The organism is Capnocytophaga sputigena, assembly GCF_900446695.1.
Classification (GTDB): Bacteria; Bacteroidota; Bacteroidia; order Flavobacteriales; family Flavobacteriaceae; genus Capnocytophaga; species Capnocytophaga sputigena.
The window spans coordinates 194,384-213,315 of record NZ_UAVP01000007.1 but is presented as its reverse complement, the minus strand read 5'-3'; the positions used below and the strand labels follow the sequence as shown (position 1 = coordinate 213,315).

21 protein-coding genes are annotated in these 18,932 nt (G+C 39.2%); 15 read left to right on the top strand and 6 right to left on the bottom strand.

Annotation, left to right across the window (positions count from 1 at the left end):
- Positions 1 to 16 precede the first annotated feature (16 nt).
- On the bottom strand, positions 17 to 211 hold the full coding sequence (locus DR017_RS04905; protein WP_095899110.1) for a hypothetical protein: 195 nt from the start codon (positions 209 to 211) through the stop codon (positions 17 to 19).
- On the opposite strand from DR017_RS04905, the gene DR017_RS04900 reads away from it, so the two are divergent.
- From DR017_RS04900 to DR017_RS04885, 4 genes are all read left to right on the top strand, one after another.
- Positions 203 to 1,312, top strand: a complete 1,110-nt coding sequence (locus DR017_RS04900; RefSeq protein ID WP_002677293.1) for an aminotransferase class I/II-fold pyridoxal phosphate-dependent enzyme — start codon at positions 203 to 205, stop codon at positions 1,310 to 1,312. The two genes, DR017_RS04905 and DR017_RS04900, sit on opposite strands and share 9 nt — an antisense overlap.
- A 197-nt stretch (positions 1,313 to 1,509) precedes the next feature.
- The gene (locus DR017_RS04895; protein ID WP_002677443.1) at positions 1,510 to 2,184 is read left to right on the top strand and encodes a succinate dehydrogenase cytochrome b subunit; all 675 of its coding nucleotides are present in this window, start codon (positions 1,510 to 1,512) and stop codon (positions 2,182 to 2,184) included.
- Positions 2,185 to 2,188: 4 nt separating this feature from the next.
- Positions 2,189 to 4,216, top strand: a complete 2,028-nt coding sequence (locus DR017_RS04890; protein WP_002677508.1) for a fumarate reductase/succinate dehydrogenase flavoprotein subunit — start codon at positions 2,189 to 2,191, stop codon at positions 4,214 to 4,216.
- A gap of 6 nt (positions 4,217 to 4,222) precedes the next feature.
- The gene (locus DR017_RS04885; protein ID WP_002677206.1) at positions 4,223 to 4,975 is read left to right on the top strand and encodes a succinate dehydrogenase/fumarate reductase iron-sulfur subunit; all 753 of its coding nucleotides are present in this window, start codon (positions 4,223 to 4,225) and stop codon (positions 4,973 to 4,975) included.
- Positions 4,976 to 5,047: 72 nt separating this feature from the next.
- Here DR017_RS04885 and DR017_RS04880 read toward each other — a convergent pair whose 3' ends face one another.
- Both DR017_RS04880 and DR017_RS04875 read right to left on the bottom strand, forming a co-directional pair.
- Complete coding sequence (locus DR017_RS04880) at positions 5,048 to 5,830, bottom strand: hypothetical protein (protein ID WP_146741532.1); 783 nt, start codon at positions 5,828 to 5,830, stop codon at positions 5,048 to 5,050.
- A gap of 33 nt (positions 5,831 to 5,863) precedes the next feature.
- Positions 5,864 to 6,469 carry a DUF4254 domain-containing protein gene (locus DR017_RS04875; RefSeq protein ID WP_002677474.1) on the bottom strand — a complete coding sequence of 202 codons (606 nt, stop codon included), beginning with the start codon at positions 6,467 to 6,469 and terminating at the stop codon, positions 5,864 to 5,866.
- Positions 6,470 to 6,554: 85 nt separating this feature from the next.
- Between DR017_RS04875 and DR017_RS04870 the strand changes: the two genes are divergently transcribed.
- From DR017_RS04870 to DR017_RS04830, 9 genes are read left to right on the top strand one after another with little or no spacing between them, the layout of a single operon-like run.
- Positions 6,555 to 7,109, top strand: a complete 555-nt coding sequence (locus tag DR017_RS04870; RefSeq protein ID WP_002677460.1) for a glutathione peroxidase — start codon at positions 6,555 to 6,557, stop codon at positions 7,107 to 7,109.
- Between the two features lie 11 nt (positions 7,110 to 7,120).
- Positions 7,121 to 8,296, top strand: coding sequence for a glycosyltransferase family 87 protein (locus DR017_RS04865; protein ID WP_002677368.1), 1,176 nt, complete (start codon positions 7,121 to 7,123; stop codon positions 8,294 to 8,296).
- Positions 8,262 to 9,188 (top strand): glycosyltransferase family 2 protein, encoded by a 927-nt coding sequence (locus DR017_RS04860; protein ID WP_002677188.1) that lies wholly within the window; start codon positions 8,262 to 8,264, stop codon positions 9,186 to 9,188. Before DR017_RS04865 ends, DR017_RS04860 begins: the two co-directional genes overlap by 35 nt.
- 16 nt (positions 9,189 to 9,204) lie before the next feature.
- Entirely contained in the window at positions 9,205 to 9,609 is a 405-nt protein-coding gene (gene uraH / locus DR017_RS04855; protein ID WP_002677529.1) for a hydroxyisourate hydrolase, read from the top strand.
- Between the two features lie 11 nt (positions 9,610 to 9,620).
- Entirely contained in the window at positions 9,621 to 10,388 is a 768-nt protein-coding gene (locus DR017_RS04850) for a polysaccharide deacetylase family protein (RefSeq protein WP_002677600.1), read from the top strand.
- A complete protein-coding gene (locus tag DR017_RS04845) occupies positions 10,388 to 11,308 on the top strand; it encodes a VirK/YbjX family protein (RefSeq protein ID WP_002677404.1) in 921 nt (306 codons plus the stop codon). Before DR017_RS04850 ends, DR017_RS04845 begins: the two co-directional genes overlap by 1 nt.
- An 18-nt stretch (positions 11,309 to 11,326) precedes the next feature.
- Positions 11,327 to 12,043, top strand: a complete 717-nt coding sequence (gene bshB1 / locus DR017_RS04840; protein WP_002677214.1) for a bacillithiol biosynthesis deacetylase BshB1 — start codon at positions 11,327 to 11,329, stop codon at positions 12,041 to 12,043.
- A 7-nt stretch (positions 12,044 to 12,050) separates the two neighbouring features.
- Positions 12,051 to 12,245 carry a hypothetical protein gene (locus DR017_RS04835; RefSeq protein WP_002677630.1) on the top strand — a complete coding sequence of 65 codons (195 nt, stop codon included), beginning with the start codon at positions 12,051 to 12,053 and terminating at the stop codon, positions 12,243 to 12,245.
- The gene (locus DR017_RS04830) at positions 12,245 to 12,796 is read left to right on the top strand and encodes an RNA polymerase sigma factor (protein WP_002677557.1); all 552 of its coding nucleotides are present in this window, start codon (positions 12,245 to 12,247) and stop codon (positions 12,794 to 12,796) included. Before DR017_RS04835 ends, DR017_RS04830 begins: the two co-directional genes overlap by 1 nt.
- 32 nt (positions 12,797 to 12,828) lie before the next feature.
- Here the strand turns inward: DR017_RS04830 and DR017_RS04825 are convergent, their stop codons facing one another.
- Positions 12,829 to 14,187, bottom strand: coding sequence for a suppressor of fused domain protein (locus DR017_RS04825; RefSeq protein WP_002677422.1), 1,359 nt, complete (start codon positions 14,185 to 14,187; stop codon positions 12,829 to 12,831).
- A 232-nt stretch (positions 14,188 to 14,419) separates the two neighbouring features.
- On the opposite strand from DR017_RS04825, the gene DR017_RS04820 reads away from it, so the two are divergent.
- Positions 14,420 to 14,737 (top strand): hypothetical protein, encoded by a 318-nt coding sequence (locus DR017_RS04820; protein WP_002677338.1) that lies wholly within the window; start codon positions 14,420 to 14,422, stop codon positions 14,735 to 14,737.
- 52 nt (positions 14,738 to 14,789) lie between these two features.
- On the opposite strand, the gene DR017_RS04815 is transcribed toward DR017_RS04820, so the two are convergent.
- Positions 14,790 to 16,061, bottom strand: a complete 1,272-nt coding sequence (locus DR017_RS04815) for an adenylosuccinate synthase (RefSeq protein ID WP_002677160.1) — start codon at positions 16,059 to 16,061, stop codon at positions 14,790 to 14,792.
- A gap of 9 nt (positions 16,062 to 16,070) precedes the next feature.
- Entirely contained in the window at positions 16,071 to 16,553 is a 483-nt protein-coding gene (locus tag DR017_RS04810; protein ID WP_040360669.1) for a Fur family transcriptional regulator, read from the bottom strand.
- Between the two features lie 103 nt (positions 16,554 to 16,656).
- Here DR017_RS04810 and DR017_RS04805 point away from each other — a divergent pair, with 103 nt between their 5' ends.
- Complete coding sequence (locus DR017_RS04805) at positions 16,657 to 18,912, top strand: helix-turn-helix domain-containing protein (protein ID WP_040361859.1); 2,256 nt, start codon at positions 16,657 to 16,659, stop codon at positions 18,910 to 18,912.
- The last annotated feature ends 20 nt before the right edge of the window (positions 18,913 to 18,932 follow it).

Here is an 18,932-nt window from a genome sequence, read left to right as displayed (position 1 = left end):
AGAAAAGTTTGCTTTTTCATTCAGGCATTCCAGGATACCAAGTACCACCATAGCGCGTATCTTCCCACACTTGTTTAAAATCGGGGATATTGTAATAGTTATGCTTTTTAAACTCTTCTTCGGAAGCCTTAGAATGTGGCAAAGGTAACAAATTTTCGTCATTTGTCATTCGTAATTCATCATTATTTTCTACTTTTGCAATATGAAACACATCCGAGAAAAATTAACTGAACGCCAAAAAAACAATGCCTTGCGCAAACTTAGTGAACGATCGTTTGCTATTGATTTCTACTCTAATGATTATATAGGTTTTAGCACAAATCCCACTATCACTGAACGTGTTAGCCAACTGATAAGCACCACAACACCTCACGGTGCAACAGGCTCTCGATTGCTGTCGGGAAACTCTCATTTATTCACAGAAACCGAACGCTATATTGCTGACTTTCATCAAGCTGAAGAGGCTCTTCTGTACAATTCAGGCTATGATGCCAATGTAGGTTTTTTCTCTTGCATCGTAGGTCGTGGCGATGTGATTTTATATGATAGTTATAGTCACGCTTCTATACGCGATGGCATTTCACTCAGTTTAGCACATTCGTATAAGTTCAAACACAACGATTTAGACGATTTAGAAAAATTGCTCAAAAAGTTTGCAACGGGTGACAAAACAGTGCTCATCGCTACTGAAAGTGTTTTTTCAATGGATGGTGATAGTCCGGATTTAGTGCGCTTGGTAGCTTTAGCGCAACAATATGGTGCTTATATAGCAGTGGACGAGGCGCACGCTATAGGTGTTTTTGGCAAACACGGCTGTGGATTAGTACAAGCCTTAGGATTAGAAACTGAAATCTTCGCGCGCATTGTCACCTTTGGCAAAGGCTTGGGGGCTCACGGAGCAGCGGTAGTTGCTAATGATGAGGTGATACAATATTTGGTAAACTTCTCACGCTCATTTATTTATACAACAGCTATGAGTCCGCATAGTGTAGCGACTATTCGCGCAGGTTACGAACAGTTGCAACAAACGGAGGCTATGAATGCTCTTCACCACAATATAGAATATTTCAAATCGTTGATAATCCAATACGGCATTGAAGGATTTATACCTTCCGATTCAGCTATACAAGCAATGGTTGTAAGCGGCAACGATCGCGTGAAAGCTCTTGCTGAGCGTTTGCAAGCACAAGGCATAGGGGTATTGCCTATTTTAGCCCCTACGGTACCTGCTGGTCAGGAGCGTTTAAGGGTGTGTTTGCATAGTTTTAACACCGAAAAAGAAATCAAACAATTAGTTAATTTGACAATCTGACAATTCAGTAACTAACTTCTAATTTCTAATTCCTAAAATTTGTTAAATCCTTACATTCAATGAGTAACTCGCTTCTTCTTCTTTAAACCGAATATAAATTAGTTATTTTGTGTAATTTTTGTTGTATAGATAATTAAAAAGCCTTACTTTTGTAGCGAAATTATTTAACGTAAATATATAAAAAAACTATAAAACGAATGGCAGGATTATTTAAAACATCTGTTGCAAGAAAGGTGGCGATGGCTCTCTCGGCACTCTTTCTCATTCTCTTTCTAATCATCCACTTGGCGGTAAACCTTACCTCAGTGATTAGTGAGAGTACTTTCAACGAGTTATCCCACTTTATGGGTACGAACCCGCTAATTCAGTTTGCTATGCAACCTGTATTGCTCGCTGGGGTGTTATTCCATTTCATTATGGGATTTGTCTTGGAAATCCAAAACAAAAAAGCTCGTGGTAGTGAGGCATATTACAGCTACAATGGGGGCGCTAACTCCACTTGGATGTCTCGTAATATGATCATTTCGGGAATTGTAATTCTTCTTTTCTTAGGGCTTCACCTCTATGATTTTTGGGTAGGTGAAATGAATTACAAATACATCGAGCAATTAGCTCCAGACCCTACCCGCTACTACGATGAATTAGTAGAGAAATTCCACGACCCTCTACGTGTGGGATTCTATGTATTGTGCTTTGTGTTCTTGTGCTTGCACTTGCTACACGGATTCCAATCTGCTTTCCAATCTATGGGCTGGAAAGACGACGCTCGCAAAAAACTCATCAGCAGCGTAGGTAATTGGTATTCTTACATTATCTGCGGAGGCTTTATCTTCATAGCCCTCTTCCATTACATTAAATTTTTAACAGCTTAATCTTATGAGTACATTAGATTCTAAAATTCCTGAAGGTCCTATAGCGGACAAATGGACGAAATATAAAGACCATATCAACCTCGTAAACCCTGCTAACAAACGTAATATCGACGTGATTGTGGTAGGTACTGGTTTGGCTGGTGGTTCGGCTGCAGCTACCCTTGCTGAATTAGGCTACAACGTAAAAGCATTCGCTTACCAAGATTCTCCTCGCCGTGCGCACTCTATTGCTGCTCAGGGGGGTATCAATGCCGCTAAAAACTATATGGGCGATGGCGACTCTAACTATCGTTTGTTCTACGATACTGTAAAAGGGGGTGACTACCGCGCTCGTGAGGCTAACGTGTATCGCCTTGCTGAAGTATCTGGCAATATCATCGACCAATGTGTGGCACAAGGGGTTCCTTTTGCTCGTGATTACGGCGGACTCTTAGATAACCGCTCTTTTGGTGGGGTATTGGTTTCTCGTACTTTCTATGCCAAAGGGCAAACAGGGCAACAGCTTTTGCTTGGTTGCTATTCAGCTATGAACCGCCAAATTGCTCGTGGTAAAATTGATATGTACAACCGCCACGAAATGCTTGATGTGGTAATTGTAGATGGCAAAGCTCGTGGTATCATCGCTCGTAACCTTGTTACTGGTGAAATTGAACGCCACTCTGCTCACGCTGTGGTTATCGCCTCTGGTGGTTATGGTAATGTATACTTCCTTTCAACCAATGCGATGGGCTCTAACGCTACTGCAGCTTGGAAAATTCACAAAAAAGGTGCTTACTTTGCTAACCCTTGTTTCACTCAAATTCACCCTACTTGTATCCCTCGCTCAGGCGACTATCAGTCTAAATTGACTTTGATGTCCGAATCTTTGCGTAACGACGGACGTATTTGGGTGCCTAAGAAAATGGAAGATGCAGTAGCAATACGCGAAAAACGCAAAAGACCTACTGAAATCCCTGAAGAAGACCGCGATTACTACTTGGAACGCCGTTATCCTGCTTTCGGTAACCTCGTGCCTCGTGACGTAGCTTCACGTGCTGCCAAAGAGCGTTGTGATGCAGGCTATGGAGTAAACGAAACAGGTGAAGCTGTTTATTTGGATTTTGCTTCAGCTATTGAGCGTTATGGTAAAGAACAATGTAAAATTCACGGCGTAGAACCTACTAAAGAAGAAGTTATTAAACGCGGTGAAAAAATCGTAGAAGCTAAATACGGTAACCTTTTCCAAATGTACGAAAAGATTGTAGCCGAAAACCCTTATAAAACACCGATGATGATTTATCCTGCTACTCACTACACTATGGGTGGTATTTGGGTAGATTACAACTTGATGACCACTATCCCTGGTTGTTATGCTATCGGTGAGGCTAACTTCTCCGACCACGGAGCTAACCGCTTAGGGGCTTCAGCCTTGATGCAAGGTTTAGCCGATGGTTACTTTGTATTACCTTACACTATTGGCGATTACTTAGCCGCCGATATCCGCACTGGTAAAATCCCTACTGATACCCCTGAGTTTGACGAAGCAGAACGCATCGTAAAAGAGCGCTTGGCTTACTTCATCAACAATAAAGGTACGCACTCTGTAGATTACTTCCACAAGAAACTTGGTAAAGTGATGTGGGATAAAGTAGGTATGGCACGTAACGCTGAGGGCTTGAAAGAAGCTATCAAAGAAATACGCGAAATACGCGAAGATTTCTGGAAAAACGTAAAAGTACCTGGTGAACTCACTGGTATGAACGTAGAGCTTGAAAAAGCGGGTCGTGTAGCCGACTTCCTTGAACTCGGTGAGCTCTTTGCTAAAGACGCTTTAGAGCGCAACGAGTCTTGTGGTGGTCACTTCCGCGAAGAGTATCAAACTCCTGATGGGGAAGCCCTCCGCGACGACGTGAATTACGCTTATGTAGCCGCTTGGCAATACACTGGTAATCCTAAAGAAGTAGTGAATACTTACAACCCTAGTGAAGAGGTAATGCATAAAGAACCTCTTGTATTTAAAGATATTGAATTGAAACAACGTAGTTATAAATAGAAAGATATGGCAACGATGAACCTAACACTCAAAGTGTGGCGACAAAAAAACTCGCAAGAGAAAGGTCGTATGGTAGATTATAAAGTAACCAACATTTCAGACCACATGTCTTTTTTGGAAATGTTGGATGTACTCAACGAACAACTCATTGAAAAAGGAGAAGAACCTGTAGCATTCGACCACGATTGCCGTGAAGGTATTTGCGGTATGTGCTCGCTCTTCATCAATGGGGAAGCTCACGGACCCGACCGTGGGGTAACTACTTGTCAGTTGCATATGCGTATGTTCAAAGATGGTGATACCATCACTATTGAACCTTGGCGCGCTACTGCTTTCCCCGTTATCAAAGACTTGATAGTAGATAGAACCGCTTTTGAACGCATTCAACAAGCAGGGGGATATATCTCTGTAAACACTTCTGGTAATACCCAAGATGCTAACGCTATTCCTATCCCTAAACGCGATGCCGACCGCTCTATGGATGCTGCGGCTTGTATAGGTTGTGGAGCTTGTGTGGCTACTTGTAAAAACTCTTCAGCTATGCTGTTTGTAGCTGCCAAAGTATCGCAATTTGCCCTCCTTCCTCAAGGTCGTGTAGAGGCTACCGAACGCGTACTCAATATGGTAAACCAAATGGAACACGAAGGTTTTGGTAACTGTACCAACACTGGTGCCTGCGAAGTAGAATGCCCTAAAGGTATTTCACTTGAAAATATTGCACGCCTCAACCGTGAGTACTTAAAAGCAAGCATTAGATAATTTGCCAATTTGGCAATGTAGTAATAAAAAAACTGCCTCAAATTGTTTGGGGCAGTTTTTTTTATAAGTTTCTTACCAGAAAAACCTCGAAATGAACAGTAATAGGGAGAGTAACAATATCACCAACCAAAATTGGTTTTCTCTCCAAAATACTTTAAAACCTTTTTCTTTAAATTCTCCATCAAAAATAATGTCTTTATAAGGATAATCATTGAATTTTTCGGCTTCAAATAGGGCAGCTATCACAGGTTTGGCAGAGGGGTAAGGATTATCCCCCGTAAAAGAGTTGATTGCTTCCCATACAATGGTTTCAGTAGTTTCACTTTCATCATCTATAAAAGGCGATTGTAAAAAGAAAAACAAACTGTCGCGTTGTTCCAAAGGCGTGAGATAAATAGCCATACAACAAATCATTACTTTTTGTGCTTCGGAAACAAAATTGTCTGCTTTGATATATTTCCAACATTCTCGCAGTATTTCAGGTTCATCAGAAGGCGTATCTACATCATAATCACAATTCCAATCAATATAAGCTAAAGTAGTTGCATCGGTATTGCAAAAATACACTTCTAAAAAAGATTGTATGCTTTTAAATGAAGGTATAAAAGCAGTAGCCTCCAAGTCGGTTATCACCACTTTTCCCTTTAAGAATCCTGTAGTATAAATCAATAGATAGCTATCTTCAGTATCTGTGAGGAGTGGCAATAGCTCAAACCCCATCTTAACTTGTGAAATTCTTTCTTGAGCCAGACGAAATTGTTCCTTGTTGAGTAATGTAATCCCATCTCTGGAAGCAAACAACCTTAGAAAGCTATCATCAATATCGTTTTCCCTGCAAATTTCTTTCCAATTCATAATGATAACACGTTAGTTTCACCTTCTTATCTCTTATTTACTTCCTCTCAACACTGGGTTCAACTCATCATCATTGTACATTTTCATTTGTTTATAGACTTTCATATACTTGCGACCTGCGGCAATATCGTCTAAAAGCTGGTTGAGAGCGGTAGAGAGGTCTTTTTTCTGTTCGAGGAGTACATTCAGTTTTTCTTGGCATTTAGCGCGATGTTCAGGAGTGGCATCGGGGCGGTTTACCTCTTCCTTCATATGATAAATTTTCAGTGCTAAAATCGAAAGTCTATCCACTGCCCAAGCAGGACTTTCAGTATTGATAGTAGCCTCAGGAAGTGGTTTTACCTCCTTATATAAATCCAAAAAATAACTATCTATATACTCTACCATATCAGTGCGATCTTGGTTAGAAGCATCAATTTTGCGCTTAAGGTCGAGGGCAGCCACTGGGTCGATATGTGGGTCGCGAATAATATCCTCATAATGCCATTGCACGGTGTCAATCCAGTTCTTGCGATAAAGCAAGTGATTGAGCAAGTCGGTTGAGGGATAAGGATTTACAAAAGGCTGATATACATCGTCGGCAATATGGTATTGCGCGATACTTTCTTCAAATATTTTAAAAGCTTTTTCTGAAAACATAGTTATTAATTTTTGGGCAAATATAAAGTTTTTCTTTAATAAATCAAACCTTTTGCGTAACTTTGCCACAAATTTTAATTTTTCTATGAAATACTTCACTTTTATTATCACTTTATTCATCCTCACTATGGAAAATCTACAAGCACAAAACAACGCTGATAATCAAACTATTTATCAGTTTACCGTAGAAGATATCAACGGCAAACCCTTTGCTCTTGCCGACCTCAAAGGCAAGAAAGTAATGATTGTAAACACCGCCTCAAAATGCGGTCTCACCCCTCAATACAAAGAACTCGAAGCGCTTTATCAGCAGTATAAGGACAGAGATTTTATCATTATAGGATTCCCCGCTAATAATTTCTTAGGACAAGAGCCTGGTAGCAATGAACAAATCGCTTCGTTTTGCAGTATCAACTATGGAGTAACATTCCCAATGATGAGCAAAATATCAGTAAAAGGAAAGAATATGCACCCTCTATATCAGTTTCTTACCCAGAAATCGAAAAATGGTGTAGAAGATTCTAAAGTAAAATGGAATTTTCAAAAATACCTCATCGGGCGAGATGGCAAATTAGAAAAGGTAATCGACCCTAAAACCTTACCTTCTAGCGATGAAGTGAAACAATGGATTGAAAAATAACACTGATAACAATGCTGAAAAAACTATTTGAAAATTACCGCTTTATCACGATACTATGGTTTGCCCTTGTGCTGGCAACTGTGGTACAGAACGTGTGGATAGCAGGCAAGTTCAACAACTACCTAATTTTTGACGGGGTGTTTTGGCATACCCTCAAGCAATTGCCCCTCTACCTCCCCTACCCCGATGAGTATTTTGATACAAACCATTACGGCATCTTGTTCAGTGCGGTTATTGCTCCTTTTGCCCTGTTACCCAAGTGGATAGGTTGTACTTTATGGATAATGGCAAATGCAGCTTTCTTGTATTGGGCAATTAGGCAATTGCCTCTCTCTAAAAAGGCGATTATAGCGGTACTGCTCATTGCTGCTCACGATATGTATACCGCAGCAGCTATGCAGCAGTTCAATATCAGCGTGATAGCACTATTAGTAGGTGCTTTTGTATTTATAGAACGCAGGCAGAGTCATTGGGCAACCTTGCTCATTGTAATAGGTACACTCACAAAACTCTATGGCATTGTAGGCTTAGCATTTTTCTTCTTTGCTAAGGACAAATGGCGATTTATTTGGTCGGGGTTATTTTGGCTCATCATTTTATTTTGTTTGCCAATGCTCTACTCTTCACCCGATTATGTAGTTTCTCAATATTTTGATTGGTATGCTTCTTTGGCTGAAAAGAATGTATCCAACCTAAGTACCACCACTTACAACTTGCAAAACCTATCTCTTTTAGGCTTTTTGCAACGCACAGGCATTTATAACAACAACAGTATAGTTATTCTCCTCGGGTTAGGGCTATTTGCGCTACCTTATTTGCGCATTCAGCAATATAAAAATCTCAATTTTAGATTGTTGTTATTAGCTTCAGTGAGTATTTTCCTCTGTTTGTTTAGTACAGGCACTGAAAATAGCACTTATATAGTAGCTTATGTGGGGGTTGGGATATGGTTTATGGTAAGTGAACTCCATCCTAAACTCAAAATAACCTTATTGGTATTGGCTATGTTAGGCTCACTTTCCCCTACTGATTTATTCAAGCCACTGAAAGAACCTTATATTATCCGATATTCGCTGAGAGCTGTACCTGTAACCTTGGTTTGGCTTGCAATAGTGTATGAAATGTTATTTATTCAGGTAAGAGATAAAAAAGATGAAAACAATAGAAATAATAGTACCGTGTTATAACGAAAGTGAAAATATACGTCCGTTATATGAAGCTATACAGCGTATTTTTGCTGAAAAACTCCCTGATTATAGCTATACTTTGCTTTTTGTAAACGACGGCAGCAGCGATAATTCTCTTGAGGTGCTCAAATCTTTAGTTGAAAGTGATGTTCGCGTGAAATATCTATCGTTTTCGCGTAACTTTGGTCATCAATTAGCAGTAAAAGCAGGATTAGACCACTCGTTTGCTGATGCTGTTATCTCTATGGATTGCGATTTGCAACACCCTCCTGCCCTTTTACCCGAGCTTATTGCTAAATGGGAAGAAGGCTATCAAGTAGTGGCAACCTTGCGCACCTATCCCGCCGATACCCCTAAAAAGAAACAAAAAAGCTCTCAACAGTTTTACAAACTTCTCAATCTGCTTTCGGATATAGAAATCAAAGAAGGTTCAGCTGATTTTAGACTCTTAGACCAATCGGTGGTAAGGGTCATTCGCTCTATGAAAGAGAATGAACCTTTCTTGCGAGGCATCGTACCTTGGGTAGGATTCCGCCAAACTTATATCCCTTACACTGCAGCTTCTCGTTTTGCAGGTGAAAGTAAATACACAGTTAAGAAGATGCTACAATTAGCAATTACAGGTGTTACGGCTTTCAGTATCAAACCCTTATATTTCGCTGTATTTTTAGGCTTTGCATTCTCTGCCCTATCACTATTATACATTCCTTACGTGATATACGCCTTTGCAAGTGGCACTGAAATATCGGGCTGGGCTTCACTGATTATGACGATTGTTTTCTTTGGTGGGTTACAACTCATCATTTTAGGTATCATAGGTATTTACATAGGAAAAATCTTTAAACAAACTAAAGACCGCCCCTGTTATATTATTCAAGAACAAAAATTGTAAATAAAAACACATAAAAATGAGAAATCCGATTCTAATATTGCTAATACTTTTTAGCACATTCATCCAAGCACAAGAGAAATATCAATTATCAAGTCATATTTTAGATATTTCACAAGGTAAACCTGCTCCAAATGTAAAGATAGCTCTATCTAAGCAAGATAAAAATCAAAACTGGGTATTGATAGATGAGAAATACACAGATAACAATGGGAGAATTAAAGATTTTTTGAAAGAAGAATCTAATAAAAATAATAATGGGGTTTATAAACTCACTTTTTATATTACTCCTTATTTTGAAAAGTTGAAACAAAAAACATTTTATCCCTTTATAGAAGTAGTTTTTGAGATAAAAGATAATCAACATTATCACATCCCGATTACATTATCTCCGTATGGTTATTCTACTTACAGAGGAAACTAATTACTATAAAAATGATTTATTTAAGTTTCGACATAGAAGAGTTTGATATGCCCAAGGAATACGGCTACGACATTGCTTTCGAGCGACAAATAGCCATTTCACGCGAGGGGCTTACCACTATATTAGACCTACTCAAAAAACACAATGCCAAGGCTACCTTCTTTTCAACAGTAGTCTTTGCCCAGCAAGTGCCCGACCTTATAGAGCGACTTCTTAGTGAAGGACACGAATTAGCCTCTCACACTTATTATCATTCCGAATTTGAGAATGCACACCTCAAAAGCTCTAAAGAAGCTTTAGAACAACAATTTGGGGTAACTATTGAGGGATTGCGTATGCCAAGAATGCTTGAAGTAAGTGCTGAGGAGGTAAAAAAAGCCGGATATCACTACAATTCATCGGTAAACCCTACATTTTTACCAGGGAGGTACAACAAATTACATGTACCAAAGCGATTTTTCAACGAAAATAGCTTATGGCAAATCCCTACGGCAGTGAGTTGGTTTAGGATTCCTCTATTTTGGCTATCATTTCACAATTTTCCTCTGTGGATTTATAAGTTTTTGCTAAATAGATGTGTAGCCTCTACGGGCTATGCTACTTTGTACTTTCATCCTTGGGAATTCACCAATTTACACCAAAAAGAATTCAATTTTCCAGCGTACGTAATGCGTAACAGTGGTAAGCAGATGATAGCGCGTTTTGAGCAGTTATTGCAATATGTAGATAAAAAAGGCTGGAAAACAAGCCTCTACAAACAATTGACAATTGAGAATTAATGACGATAAAAGAGTTGCTACACGATGCCCTTACACTCACAGAACAAGGCTTTGCCAAGGAGCATCCCAAATACATTAAAAAGCAAAAGAACAAGATACTCTTCCATACTCTATTAAACATTCCATTTGCTAAAAAATGGTTTAGTTTGATACAATCAGAAGAGTATAGATGGGTGCTTTCACAGCGTCCGCGTTTCTATTTTAAGCCTTTTAGAGTGTATATGTCTACAAGGTGGACAAAACAACAACGGATGAATGCTTTGCTTAATTGTTATGCTTTTATCAAACAACGACCTTTGCTAAAACGTATGGTAGAAACAGAAACTCCCATTAAACTGGCTGAGTTTACAATGAAATACAACGGCGAGAAAGGACAAATCTATTTAGGTCATAACGATCGCTACCGCAAAGAGGGCGAATTAGTTGTTTCACTACATTGTGATAGTTATCAAGAGGCTATCTGTGAAGCTTCGTTTGTGATTGATAAGAAAAATGATGAATGGATATGCTATATAGGGTGTGTGCAAGGCAACAAAAGTGCCGAAACTGAGAATGCTATCAAAGAACTACAAAAACAAATGTATGCTCTTCGTCCTAAAGCTTTGATGATATTTATTATTCAGGAGCTTAGCCGACAGTTAGGATGTAGTGCTCTCTATGGGGTAGGCAGTAAAATTCAGGCTCATAATAAAAAGCACTTTATCCATATAGAATGGTTGCACAAACTCAGTTTTAGCTATGATACTTTATGGAAAGAAGCCGATGGCTCTCCCGATAAAGATGGATGGTTCAAACTACCCATTCAAATGCAACGTAAGTCTATGGAAGAAATCAAATCGAGCAAACGGTCTCTTTATCGCAGTAGATATGAGATGTTAGATAAAATTGCAGCTGAAATACAGGAAACAATTAACAAATAACAATTAACAAGTAACAAGATGAAATTAGATATATTAGCTTTTGGGGCGCACCCCGATGATGTAGAATTAGGAGCAGCAGGCACTATTGCCAAAGAGATTAGTTTAGGCAGAAGTGTGGGCATTATCGACCTTACTCAAGGGGAATTGGGCACACGTGGTAGTGCTGAAATACGTCACCAAGAAGCGACTAAAGCCAAAGAACTATTAGGTGCAATAGTACGCGAGAATTTAAAATTCCGCGATGGCTTTTTTGTAAATGATGAAGCTCACCAAATGGAGATTATCAAAAAAATACGCCAATATCAACCTGATATAGTGCTTTGCAACGCCATAGACGACCGCCATATCGACCACGGTAAAGGCAGCAAACTCGTGAGTGACGCTTGTTTTCTAAGCGGTTTGCGCCGCATCGAAACTACTCTCGATGGCGTAGCACAAACAGCTTGGCGACCTAAAGTGGTGTATCATTATATTCAGTGGAAGAACATAGTCCCTGATTTTGTGGTAGATATCACAGGCTTTATGGAAGCCAAAGTGAATGCTGTATTAGCGTACAGCTCTCAGTTTTACGACAGCAATAGCAATGAACCTACTACTCCTATTTCGGATAAGAACTTTTTGGATAGCGTTACTTACAGAGCACGCGATTTGGGTAGGCTAATTGGTACAGATTTTGCGGAAGGTTTTACTTGTGAGAGAGTTCCATCCGTAGAGTCTCTTTTTAATCTTAAATAACTAAAAAATGAAATTAATATTATTAACTATTGGTATATTACTGCTATGTGTGGCAGGTATGGCAATTAAGATTTGGGGCAAGAAAGGCGGTAAGTTCGCTGGCACTTGTGCAAGCCAAAATCCACATTTGAATCCTGAGGGAGAGGCTTGCAGCTTCTGCGGTCGCTTACCCGATGAACAAGAGTGCAGAAATAATAAGTAATGGCAGAGGCAGTAGCTGAAAATATAGCCGCTGCAAAAGCAGGTAAGCAACGAGCTTTTAGCTGGTTGCTTGATGAGTTTTGGACTGATGTGTACAACTTTCAGCTCAAACGTGTGAATGATGAAGTAGAGGCAGAAGACATTAGCATACAGACCTTTGCTAAAGCGTTTGACAAGCTGCATACTTACGACGAACATTACTCTTTCCGCACTTGGCTCATCACTATTTCTAAAAATATTCATATAGATAACCTCAGGAAACAAAATGAAACGCTGCTGCATTTAGACCGAGAGGAAAAACAATCTAAAACACTGATAGATGAGACTCCTATTATAGAAGATAGCCTCATAATGGAGCAACAATTCGACTACCTTTTAAAAAGCATCAAGCAACTGAAAGAACCTTACAGAACGGCTATACAACTGCGATACCTGCACGAGAAAAGTTATAAAGAGATTGCCGAAGAAATGCAATCACCGATGAGTAGTGTGAAGATTACCCTGCTAAGAGCCAAGAAGATGCTGGCAGAGATATTAAAGAAAAACAGATGAAACCTCAAGAGATTTCATCTGTTTTTTTATGTTTATAACGCTACATTTTTGCGGTGAATATCTATTACTTCAGAGATTTCGTACTCATCAAAAAGGTTGAGAAGTTCATCTACTCCTTCTTCTAATTTCAAATCCATTTCTTCTGGATAGATAGGCAAAATACTGTAGAAATTGATAATTGTACCATCTTTAGTTTGCAACTTCAAGAAATCTTGAGGAGCCGATAAATAAGGAGGCATCAGCAGGATGCAACCAAAATCGGTGTTGGCGATAGGCTCGGCATCAGGACCGTTGGGAATAGTGTGCCCTTCAGCCATCCACGTTTTGTATTGGTGAGGAAAACGCGCTATCATTTTAAGGAAGTACACAGGCCAATAGTTATCGTCGTCCTTAAAAGCCTCATCGCTGATAGGCCAGCTTTCGGGGAGATAAACCATTAACTCGGCGTGGCTATAATCGTTCGGGTCTTCCAAACCTTCGGGCAAATACATAGGATAATCGCTCATACCGGTAGTAAATAGTACGTGGTAAGGTGTTTCGGGGGTAGGTTTAATCCAATGTACATCAATATGTACGTACTCTGAGATGAGTTCGTGGAACACACTATCTATTTTGCCGATATATTTCTCGAAATGGTCGCAAATCTCGTCCATATACACACAAGAGCGATCGGGGAATACGAAATCGCTACGGTCTTTTTCGGAATAGTTATAGACATTAGAACCACCTTCGGATACATAATCGGGAGTAGGAGCGAAAATATTAGGGATATCGTTTTCGTCGTCATAAGAAATGGATTCAACGAGCGAGTGCATCTCGTTGTCGTAATACACGATTCCCCTTTCAATATCATCCGTAAGGAATTCTAGCCATTCATCTATAGAATCGCATTCTAAATCCATAAAAGAATCTTCGATAGAATCAAGCACCAAATCTATTTCGGCTATTTGCCCTACAACACCTTCTTTGTCGGGGTCGAGGTCGATAAACATAAAGCGTGCGCCATTAGAGAGGAATGGAATCCATTTAGGGTTATAGAATTGATTTTTCAGCACCCCATCCCAGCACATATCAATAGCTTCTTCTTTATCGAAGTGGAGAGATTGCCAATTAGGAACACTTTCTAACTGTTCGATCCAATGTTGCTGAGTGCGTTTAATTTCTTCTAAAGGGATAAAGCGCATTCCATCTAAAAAGAAACTATCATTTTCACCTTCTTTTTGTCCGTTGAAATTTTGATATAATTGTTTTACCTCTGTAGGGAGGGTAATCCCCATTTCAGCTTCAAATTCAGCTATTTGTGCCTCGCTAACCCCTTTGTTAAGCGTTGCAATAAGAGGGGTAGCTTGGTCGAGGATAACGTCTAAGAATCGTTTAACTGTCTTTTCCATATTGTTCTTTTATACAATTAGTTTTTCGCTACAAATGTACAACTTTTAATTTAGAAAACAAAAATATTTCTGCTTTTTTAGGCAAGAAGTAAGAGGTAGCATATTATAGTTTCTTTATTCAAAACTGTTAAGATATTAATTGAGTTAATTATTTTTCATTTTTATTTTCTAATATTGAAAATATTATTTAATTTTGCAGCAAATTAATTTTTAAATAAAACAAAATCAATTTATGAGTAGTAAAGTAACTTCAATTTTAAGCTATTTTGGCTTGATTGGCTGGCTAATTGCTTTTTTTGCAGGCACTAAAGATGATAAATCTATCTATCACCTTAGACAAGGTTTTGGACTTTTCCTTATAACCTTTGTTTTTAGTATTGTAATTCAAATTCTTTTAAGAGTTTCAGAATCTTTAGCCTTAGTAGGTACTGTATTATGGATTGTTCTTTTAGTGTTATTCATCTTTGGATTGATTAATGCAATAAAAGAAGAGAAAAAACCGCTTCCTATCATAGGAAAATCTTTTGAAGGATTCACTTTCATCAAATAAGCGGCAACTTAAAAACACAAAAAAAGGCTATTCTTAAGAATAGCCTTTTTTATTATCTCATAATGGTTTGTGTTCTATCAGGTCCTACAGATACTACTTTGATAGGTACTTCTAATTCCTTTTCTAAGAAACTGATGTAATCCAATAGTTCTTTAGGGAGTTGCTCATAGGAGTTGAGCTGGGTGAGATCTTGATGCCAGCCTTTGAGTTCGGTATAGACAGGCGTTACGTTCTGTTCTTCGATATTATAAGGCAAATGCTTGATTTCTTTTCCTTTATATAGATAAGAGGTACATACTTTTAGCGTTTCAAAACCGCTGAGTACATCGGCTTTCATCATTATAAGTTCGGTTACTCCGTTTACTTGTACGGCGTATTTAAGAGCTACCAAATCAAGCCAACCACAACGGCGGCGGCGACCGGTAGTCGCACCAAATTCACGACCTACTTGGGTCATTGTTTCGCCTACTTCATCAAATAATTCAGTAGGGAAAGGACCACTACCTACGCGAGTAGTATAGGCTTTGAAAATACCTATCACCTGACCGATACTGCGAGGTGCAATCCCTAAGCCCGTACAAGCGCCTGCAGCAGTGGTATTGGAGGAAGTTACAAACGGATAAGTACCAAAATCAATGTCGAGCATAGAGCCTTGAGCACCTTCGGCAAGTATTTTTTTGCCTGCTTTGAGGGCTTGGTAGAGGTATTCTTCACTATCGATGAGTTGGAACTCCTTGAGCACTTTCACAGCCTCAAAAAACTCAGCTTCTAATTCTTTAAGGTTATATTGTATATCCACCTTGTAGTTAGCGAGCATTTCTTCGTGTTTATCGGTGAGGTTGCGATAGCGTTCACTAAAATCGGATAGTTCTATATCGCCTACGCGCAACCCATTACGACCTGTTTTATCCATATAAGTAGGACCTATTCCTTTAAGGGTAGAGCCTATTTTAGCTTTGCCTTTAGCAGCTTCGGAAGCGGCATCCAATAGGCGATGGGTAGGCAAAATGAGGTGAGCTTTTCGCGAAATCAGTAAGTTTTTTTTCAGATTGACTTCATAAGGAGCAAGTGCTTCTATTTCTTTTTTGAAGATGATAGGATCTATCACCACCCCGTTGCCTATAATGTTCACTGCACCTTGGTGGAAAATGCCCGATGGAATGGTGTGTAACACGTGCTTGATACCATTGAACTCGAGGGTATGACCAGCATTGGGTCCTCCTTGAAAGCGAGCAATGATATCGTAGTTTTGGGTGAGGACGTCTACGATTTTTCCTTTTCCTTCGTCTCCCCACTGAAGACCTAATAATAAATCTACTGCCATTTTGTTTGATTATTTAGTTGTAGTACTCTCTTGGGTTGGGGCGGTATCAGTTCTGCGTGTACCGTAGAAATAAAGAGAGTGATTGGTAATATTGATGTTAAATACTTCTTCTATTGTTTTTTGGATAGTTTGGATACGAGGGTCGCAGAACTCTACAATCTCTCCTGTATCGGTAAGGATAATATGGTCGTGCTGGCGATCGAAATACGATTTTTCGTAGTAGGCTTGGTTTTGCCCGAACTGGTGCTTGCGCACCAAACCACATTCTAATAGTAGTTCGATAGTATTGTAGAGGGTTGCTCTACTCACTCGGTATTTTTTATCTTTCATATTGGCATAGAGCGTTTCTATGTCGAAATGATCATTATACTCGTAAATTTCCTTTACGATGGCATATCTTTCAGGAGTTTTGCGATGCCCGTTATCTTCTAAGTATTTGGTAAGTACCTTTTTAACTATTTCTAAGTTTTCTTCTGATACAGGTGTATTCATAGTTCAATTTCTAATCTTTTGTGGCAAAGGTAGTTTATTTTTTTTATTTCACAAAATATTTTATACTTTTGTGCTCATAAAACTACATCTGCCGAACAAGAGTATGGAAGAGCGTATTCTTACACTTATCAACGAAACCAATAGAAATATTTTTTTGACGGGAAAAGCAGGAACTGGAAAAACTACTTTGCTTCACAAAATCATAGAGACCAGCTATAAAAACACAGTGGTGGTTGCCCCTACGGGAATAGCAGCACTCAATGCGCGAGGAGTTACTATTCACTCTCAATTTCAGCTGCCTTTTGCTTCATTTTTGCCCACCTTTGAAAATCCGCCTATAGCCAATGAGTTTTTTAGGTTTGAAAACCGACAATCACTAAAAAAACACTTCCAAATGCATCGCAACAAACAGCAAGTTATCAAGAATATGGAACTGCTAATTGTAGACGAGGTGAGTATGTTACGCGCCGATGTGTTAGACGCGATGGATTATATAATGCAGTTTATTCGCAAAGATAGGCGACCTTTTGGAGGCGTACAGGTGCTTTTTATAGGCGATTTACTGCAATTGCCGCCCGTGGTAAAACAAGAGGAATGGGAGGTGCTAAAGCATTACTACACAGGGATGTACTTCTTCCAATCACAAGTAATCACCCAGCACCCATTGCTGTACATAGAACTCGAAAAAATATACCGCCAAACCGATGGGGTGTTCATTTCTATACTCAATCACCTGAGAGATAACAAGCTCACACAAGAAGATTTGCGACAATTGGCTTCACACGTGCAACCAGAGTTTGCTAAACAACACAAAAATGAATACATCACCCTCACCACTCACAACAACAAAGCCGATGCAATGAACCAAGAGGAGTTAGAAAAACTTCCCTCTCCTCTATTTTCTTACGAAGCCGATGTTGTAGGCGATTTCCCTGAATATCTCTACCCTATTGAAAAAGTAATCCAGCTAAAAGAAGGTGCCAGAGTGATGTTTATCAAAAATGACACTTCGGGGGAACACTTATTTTTTAACGGGAAAATGGGTACGGTGGTAGCTCTTGGTGAAAAAGAGGTGAGTGTAGCTTTGGACAACGGAATGACCATAAACGTAGAGCGCTACGAATGGGAAAATGTGCGCTACAAAGTGAATGACTCTACCAAAGATATTGAAGAAGAACGCTTAGGCACTTTCACTCAATACCCCTTGCGATTGGCGTGGGCGATTACCATACACAAAAGTCAAGGACTCACTTTTGAAAAAGCAGTGTTAGATTTGGCGAGTGTATTTGCTTCGGGGCAAGCTTATGTAGCATTCTCTCGCTTGCGTTCCTTAGACGGATTAGTGCTATTGTCATCGGTAACACAAAACGGCATCGATAATGATGAGAAAGTGATAGACTACGCCGACAACAAAGCTACTGAAGAGGAAATGCAACAAGCCTGCCGCGAGGGTAGAATAGATTTCTTAAGAGAATACATACTGAAAACATTTGATTGGCAGCCCTTATTAGAAGAGTGGTACACCCATAGTCATAACTATATAGGTGATTTGGGCAACAAAAATACCTATAAAAGCTGGGCAATGCAACAATACGAGCGAGTAAAGGAACTTGTAGCTGTATCTGAAAAGTTTAGCAAACAACTATTAGGCTATTTCCAAAATCCAACTCCTATACAAACAATTTTTGAGAGAATACAGAAAGCTGTTGCCTATTTTAGTCCGCTATTAGAAACGATATGGTACGAATTGTTATATGTAGAAACCAAAGTAGCAGGACTGAAGAAAGTAAAAGAGTTTAGCAAAGAATTGAAAGAGTTAGACGATAGTCTCACAGAACTCATTAAGAAACTATTCCGTTTAGAGCAAATGGTAGTGCTGTTAGAAAAACAAGAACCTTTTAGCAAAGAAAATATACAACCTAAGAAAATGGAAGCAATGCGCAACCAGCTAATGGAGAGAGTATATACTACTTTGAAAAATGAACAATTGTTCACCAATCCGCCTAAAATAAGCATTCAAGAAGAGAAATCTAAAAAAGAGAAGAAAGAAAAGATTTCTACTTATGACATCACATTGCAATTATGGCAACAGAACAAAACAGTAGCCGAGATAGCTAAAGAACGTATGCTTACTGAAGGAACTATCTATGGACATTTAGGCAAGTTGATAGAAAGGGAAGTTTTACCAATAGATATTGTAGAGGCAATTTTCACTACAGAAGCTATTAAGGAATTAAACGAACTATTTACTGCTGAGGAAGATCTCAGTTCTTTGGCAGGAATAATCGAAAAGACCCAAAGGAGATATGAGTATGGGCAACTGCGATTGTTTAAAGAATATTTTTTGAAAAAAAATTAAAGCAACAAAAGAGGCTATAC

What these genes read in the sequence shown, in the direction of transcription:
- DR017_RS04900 (WP_002677293.1), top strand. Translation starts at nt 203, where the DNA reads ATGAAACACATCCGAGAAAAATTAACTGAACGCCAAAAAAACAATGCC.
- DR017_RS04895 (WP_002677443.1), top strand. Translation starts at nt 1,510, where the DNA reads ATGGCAGGATTATTTAAAACATCTGTTGCAAGAAAGGTGGCGATGGCT.
- DR017_RS04890 (WP_002677508.1), top strand. Translation starts at nt 2,189, where the DNA reads ATGAGTACATTAGATTCTAAAATTCCTGAAGGTCCTATAGCGGACAAA.
- DR017_RS04885 (WP_002677206.1), top strand. Translation starts at nt 4,223, where the DNA reads ATGGCAACGATGAACCTAACACTCAAAGTGTGGCGACAAAAAAACTCG.
- DR017_RS04880 (WP_146741532.1), bottom strand. Translation starts at nt 5,830, where the DNA reads ATGAATTGGAAAGAAATTTGCAGGGAAAACGATATTGATGATAGCTTT.
- DR017_RS04875 (WP_002677474.1), bottom strand. Translation starts at nt 6,469, where the DNA reads ATGTTTTCAGAAAAAGCTTTTAAAATATTTGAAGAAAGTATCGCGCAA.
- DR017_RS04870 (WP_002677460.1), top strand. Translation starts at nt 6,555, where the DNA reads ATGAAATACTTCACTTTTATTATCACTTTATTCATCCTCACTATGGAA.
- DR017_RS04865 (WP_002677368.1), top strand. Translation starts at nt 7,121, where the DNA reads ATGCTGAAAAAACTATTTGAAAATTACCGCTTTATCACGATACTATGG.
- DR017_RS04860 (WP_002677188.1), top strand. Translation starts at nt 8,262, where the DNA reads ATGAAAACAATAGAAATAATAGTACCGTGTTATAACGAAAGTGAAAAT.
- uraH (WP_002677529.1), top strand. Translation starts at nt 9,205, where the DNA reads ATGAGAAATCCGATTCTAATATTGCTAATACTTTTTAGCACATTCATC.
- DR017_RS04850 (WP_002677600.1), top strand. Translation starts at nt 9,621, where the DNA reads ATGATTTATTTAAGTTTCGACATAGAAGAGTTTGATATGCCCAAGGAA.
- DR017_RS04845 (WP_002677404.1), top strand. Translation starts at nt 10,388, where the DNA reads ATGACGATAAAAGAGTTGCTACACGATGCCCTTACACTCACAGAACAA.
- bshB1 (WP_002677214.1), top strand. Translation starts at nt 11,327, where the DNA reads ATGAAATTAGATATATTAGCTTTTGGGGCGCACCCCGATGATGTAGAA.
- DR017_RS04835 (WP_002677630.1), top strand. Translation starts at nt 12,051, where the DNA reads ATGAAATTAATATTATTAACTATTGGTATATTACTGCTATGTGTGGCA.
- DR017_RS04830 (WP_002677557.1), top strand. Translation starts at nt 12,245, where the DNA reads ATGGCAGAGGCAGTAGCTGAAAATATAGCCGCTGCAAAAGCAGGTAAG.
- DR017_RS04825 (WP_002677422.1), bottom strand. Translation starts at nt 14,187, where the DNA reads ATGGAAAAGACAGTTAAACGATTCTTAGACGTTATCCTCGACCAAGCT.
- DR017_RS04820 (WP_002677338.1), top strand. Translation starts at nt 14,420, where the DNA reads ATGAGTAGTAAAGTAACTTCAATTTTAAGCTATTTTGGCTTGATTGGC.
- DR017_RS04815 (WP_002677160.1), bottom strand. Translation starts at nt 16,061, where the DNA reads ATGGCAGTAGATTTATTATTAGGTCTTCAGTGGGGAGACGAAGGAAAA.
- DR017_RS04810 (WP_040360669.1), bottom strand. Translation starts at nt 16,553, where the DNA reads ATGAATACACCTGTATCAGAAGAAAACTTAGAAATAGTTAAAAAGGTA.
- DR017_RS04805 (WP_040361859.1), top strand. Translation starts at nt 16,657, where the DNA reads ATGGAAGAGCGTATTCTTACACTTATCAACGAAACCAATAGAAATATT.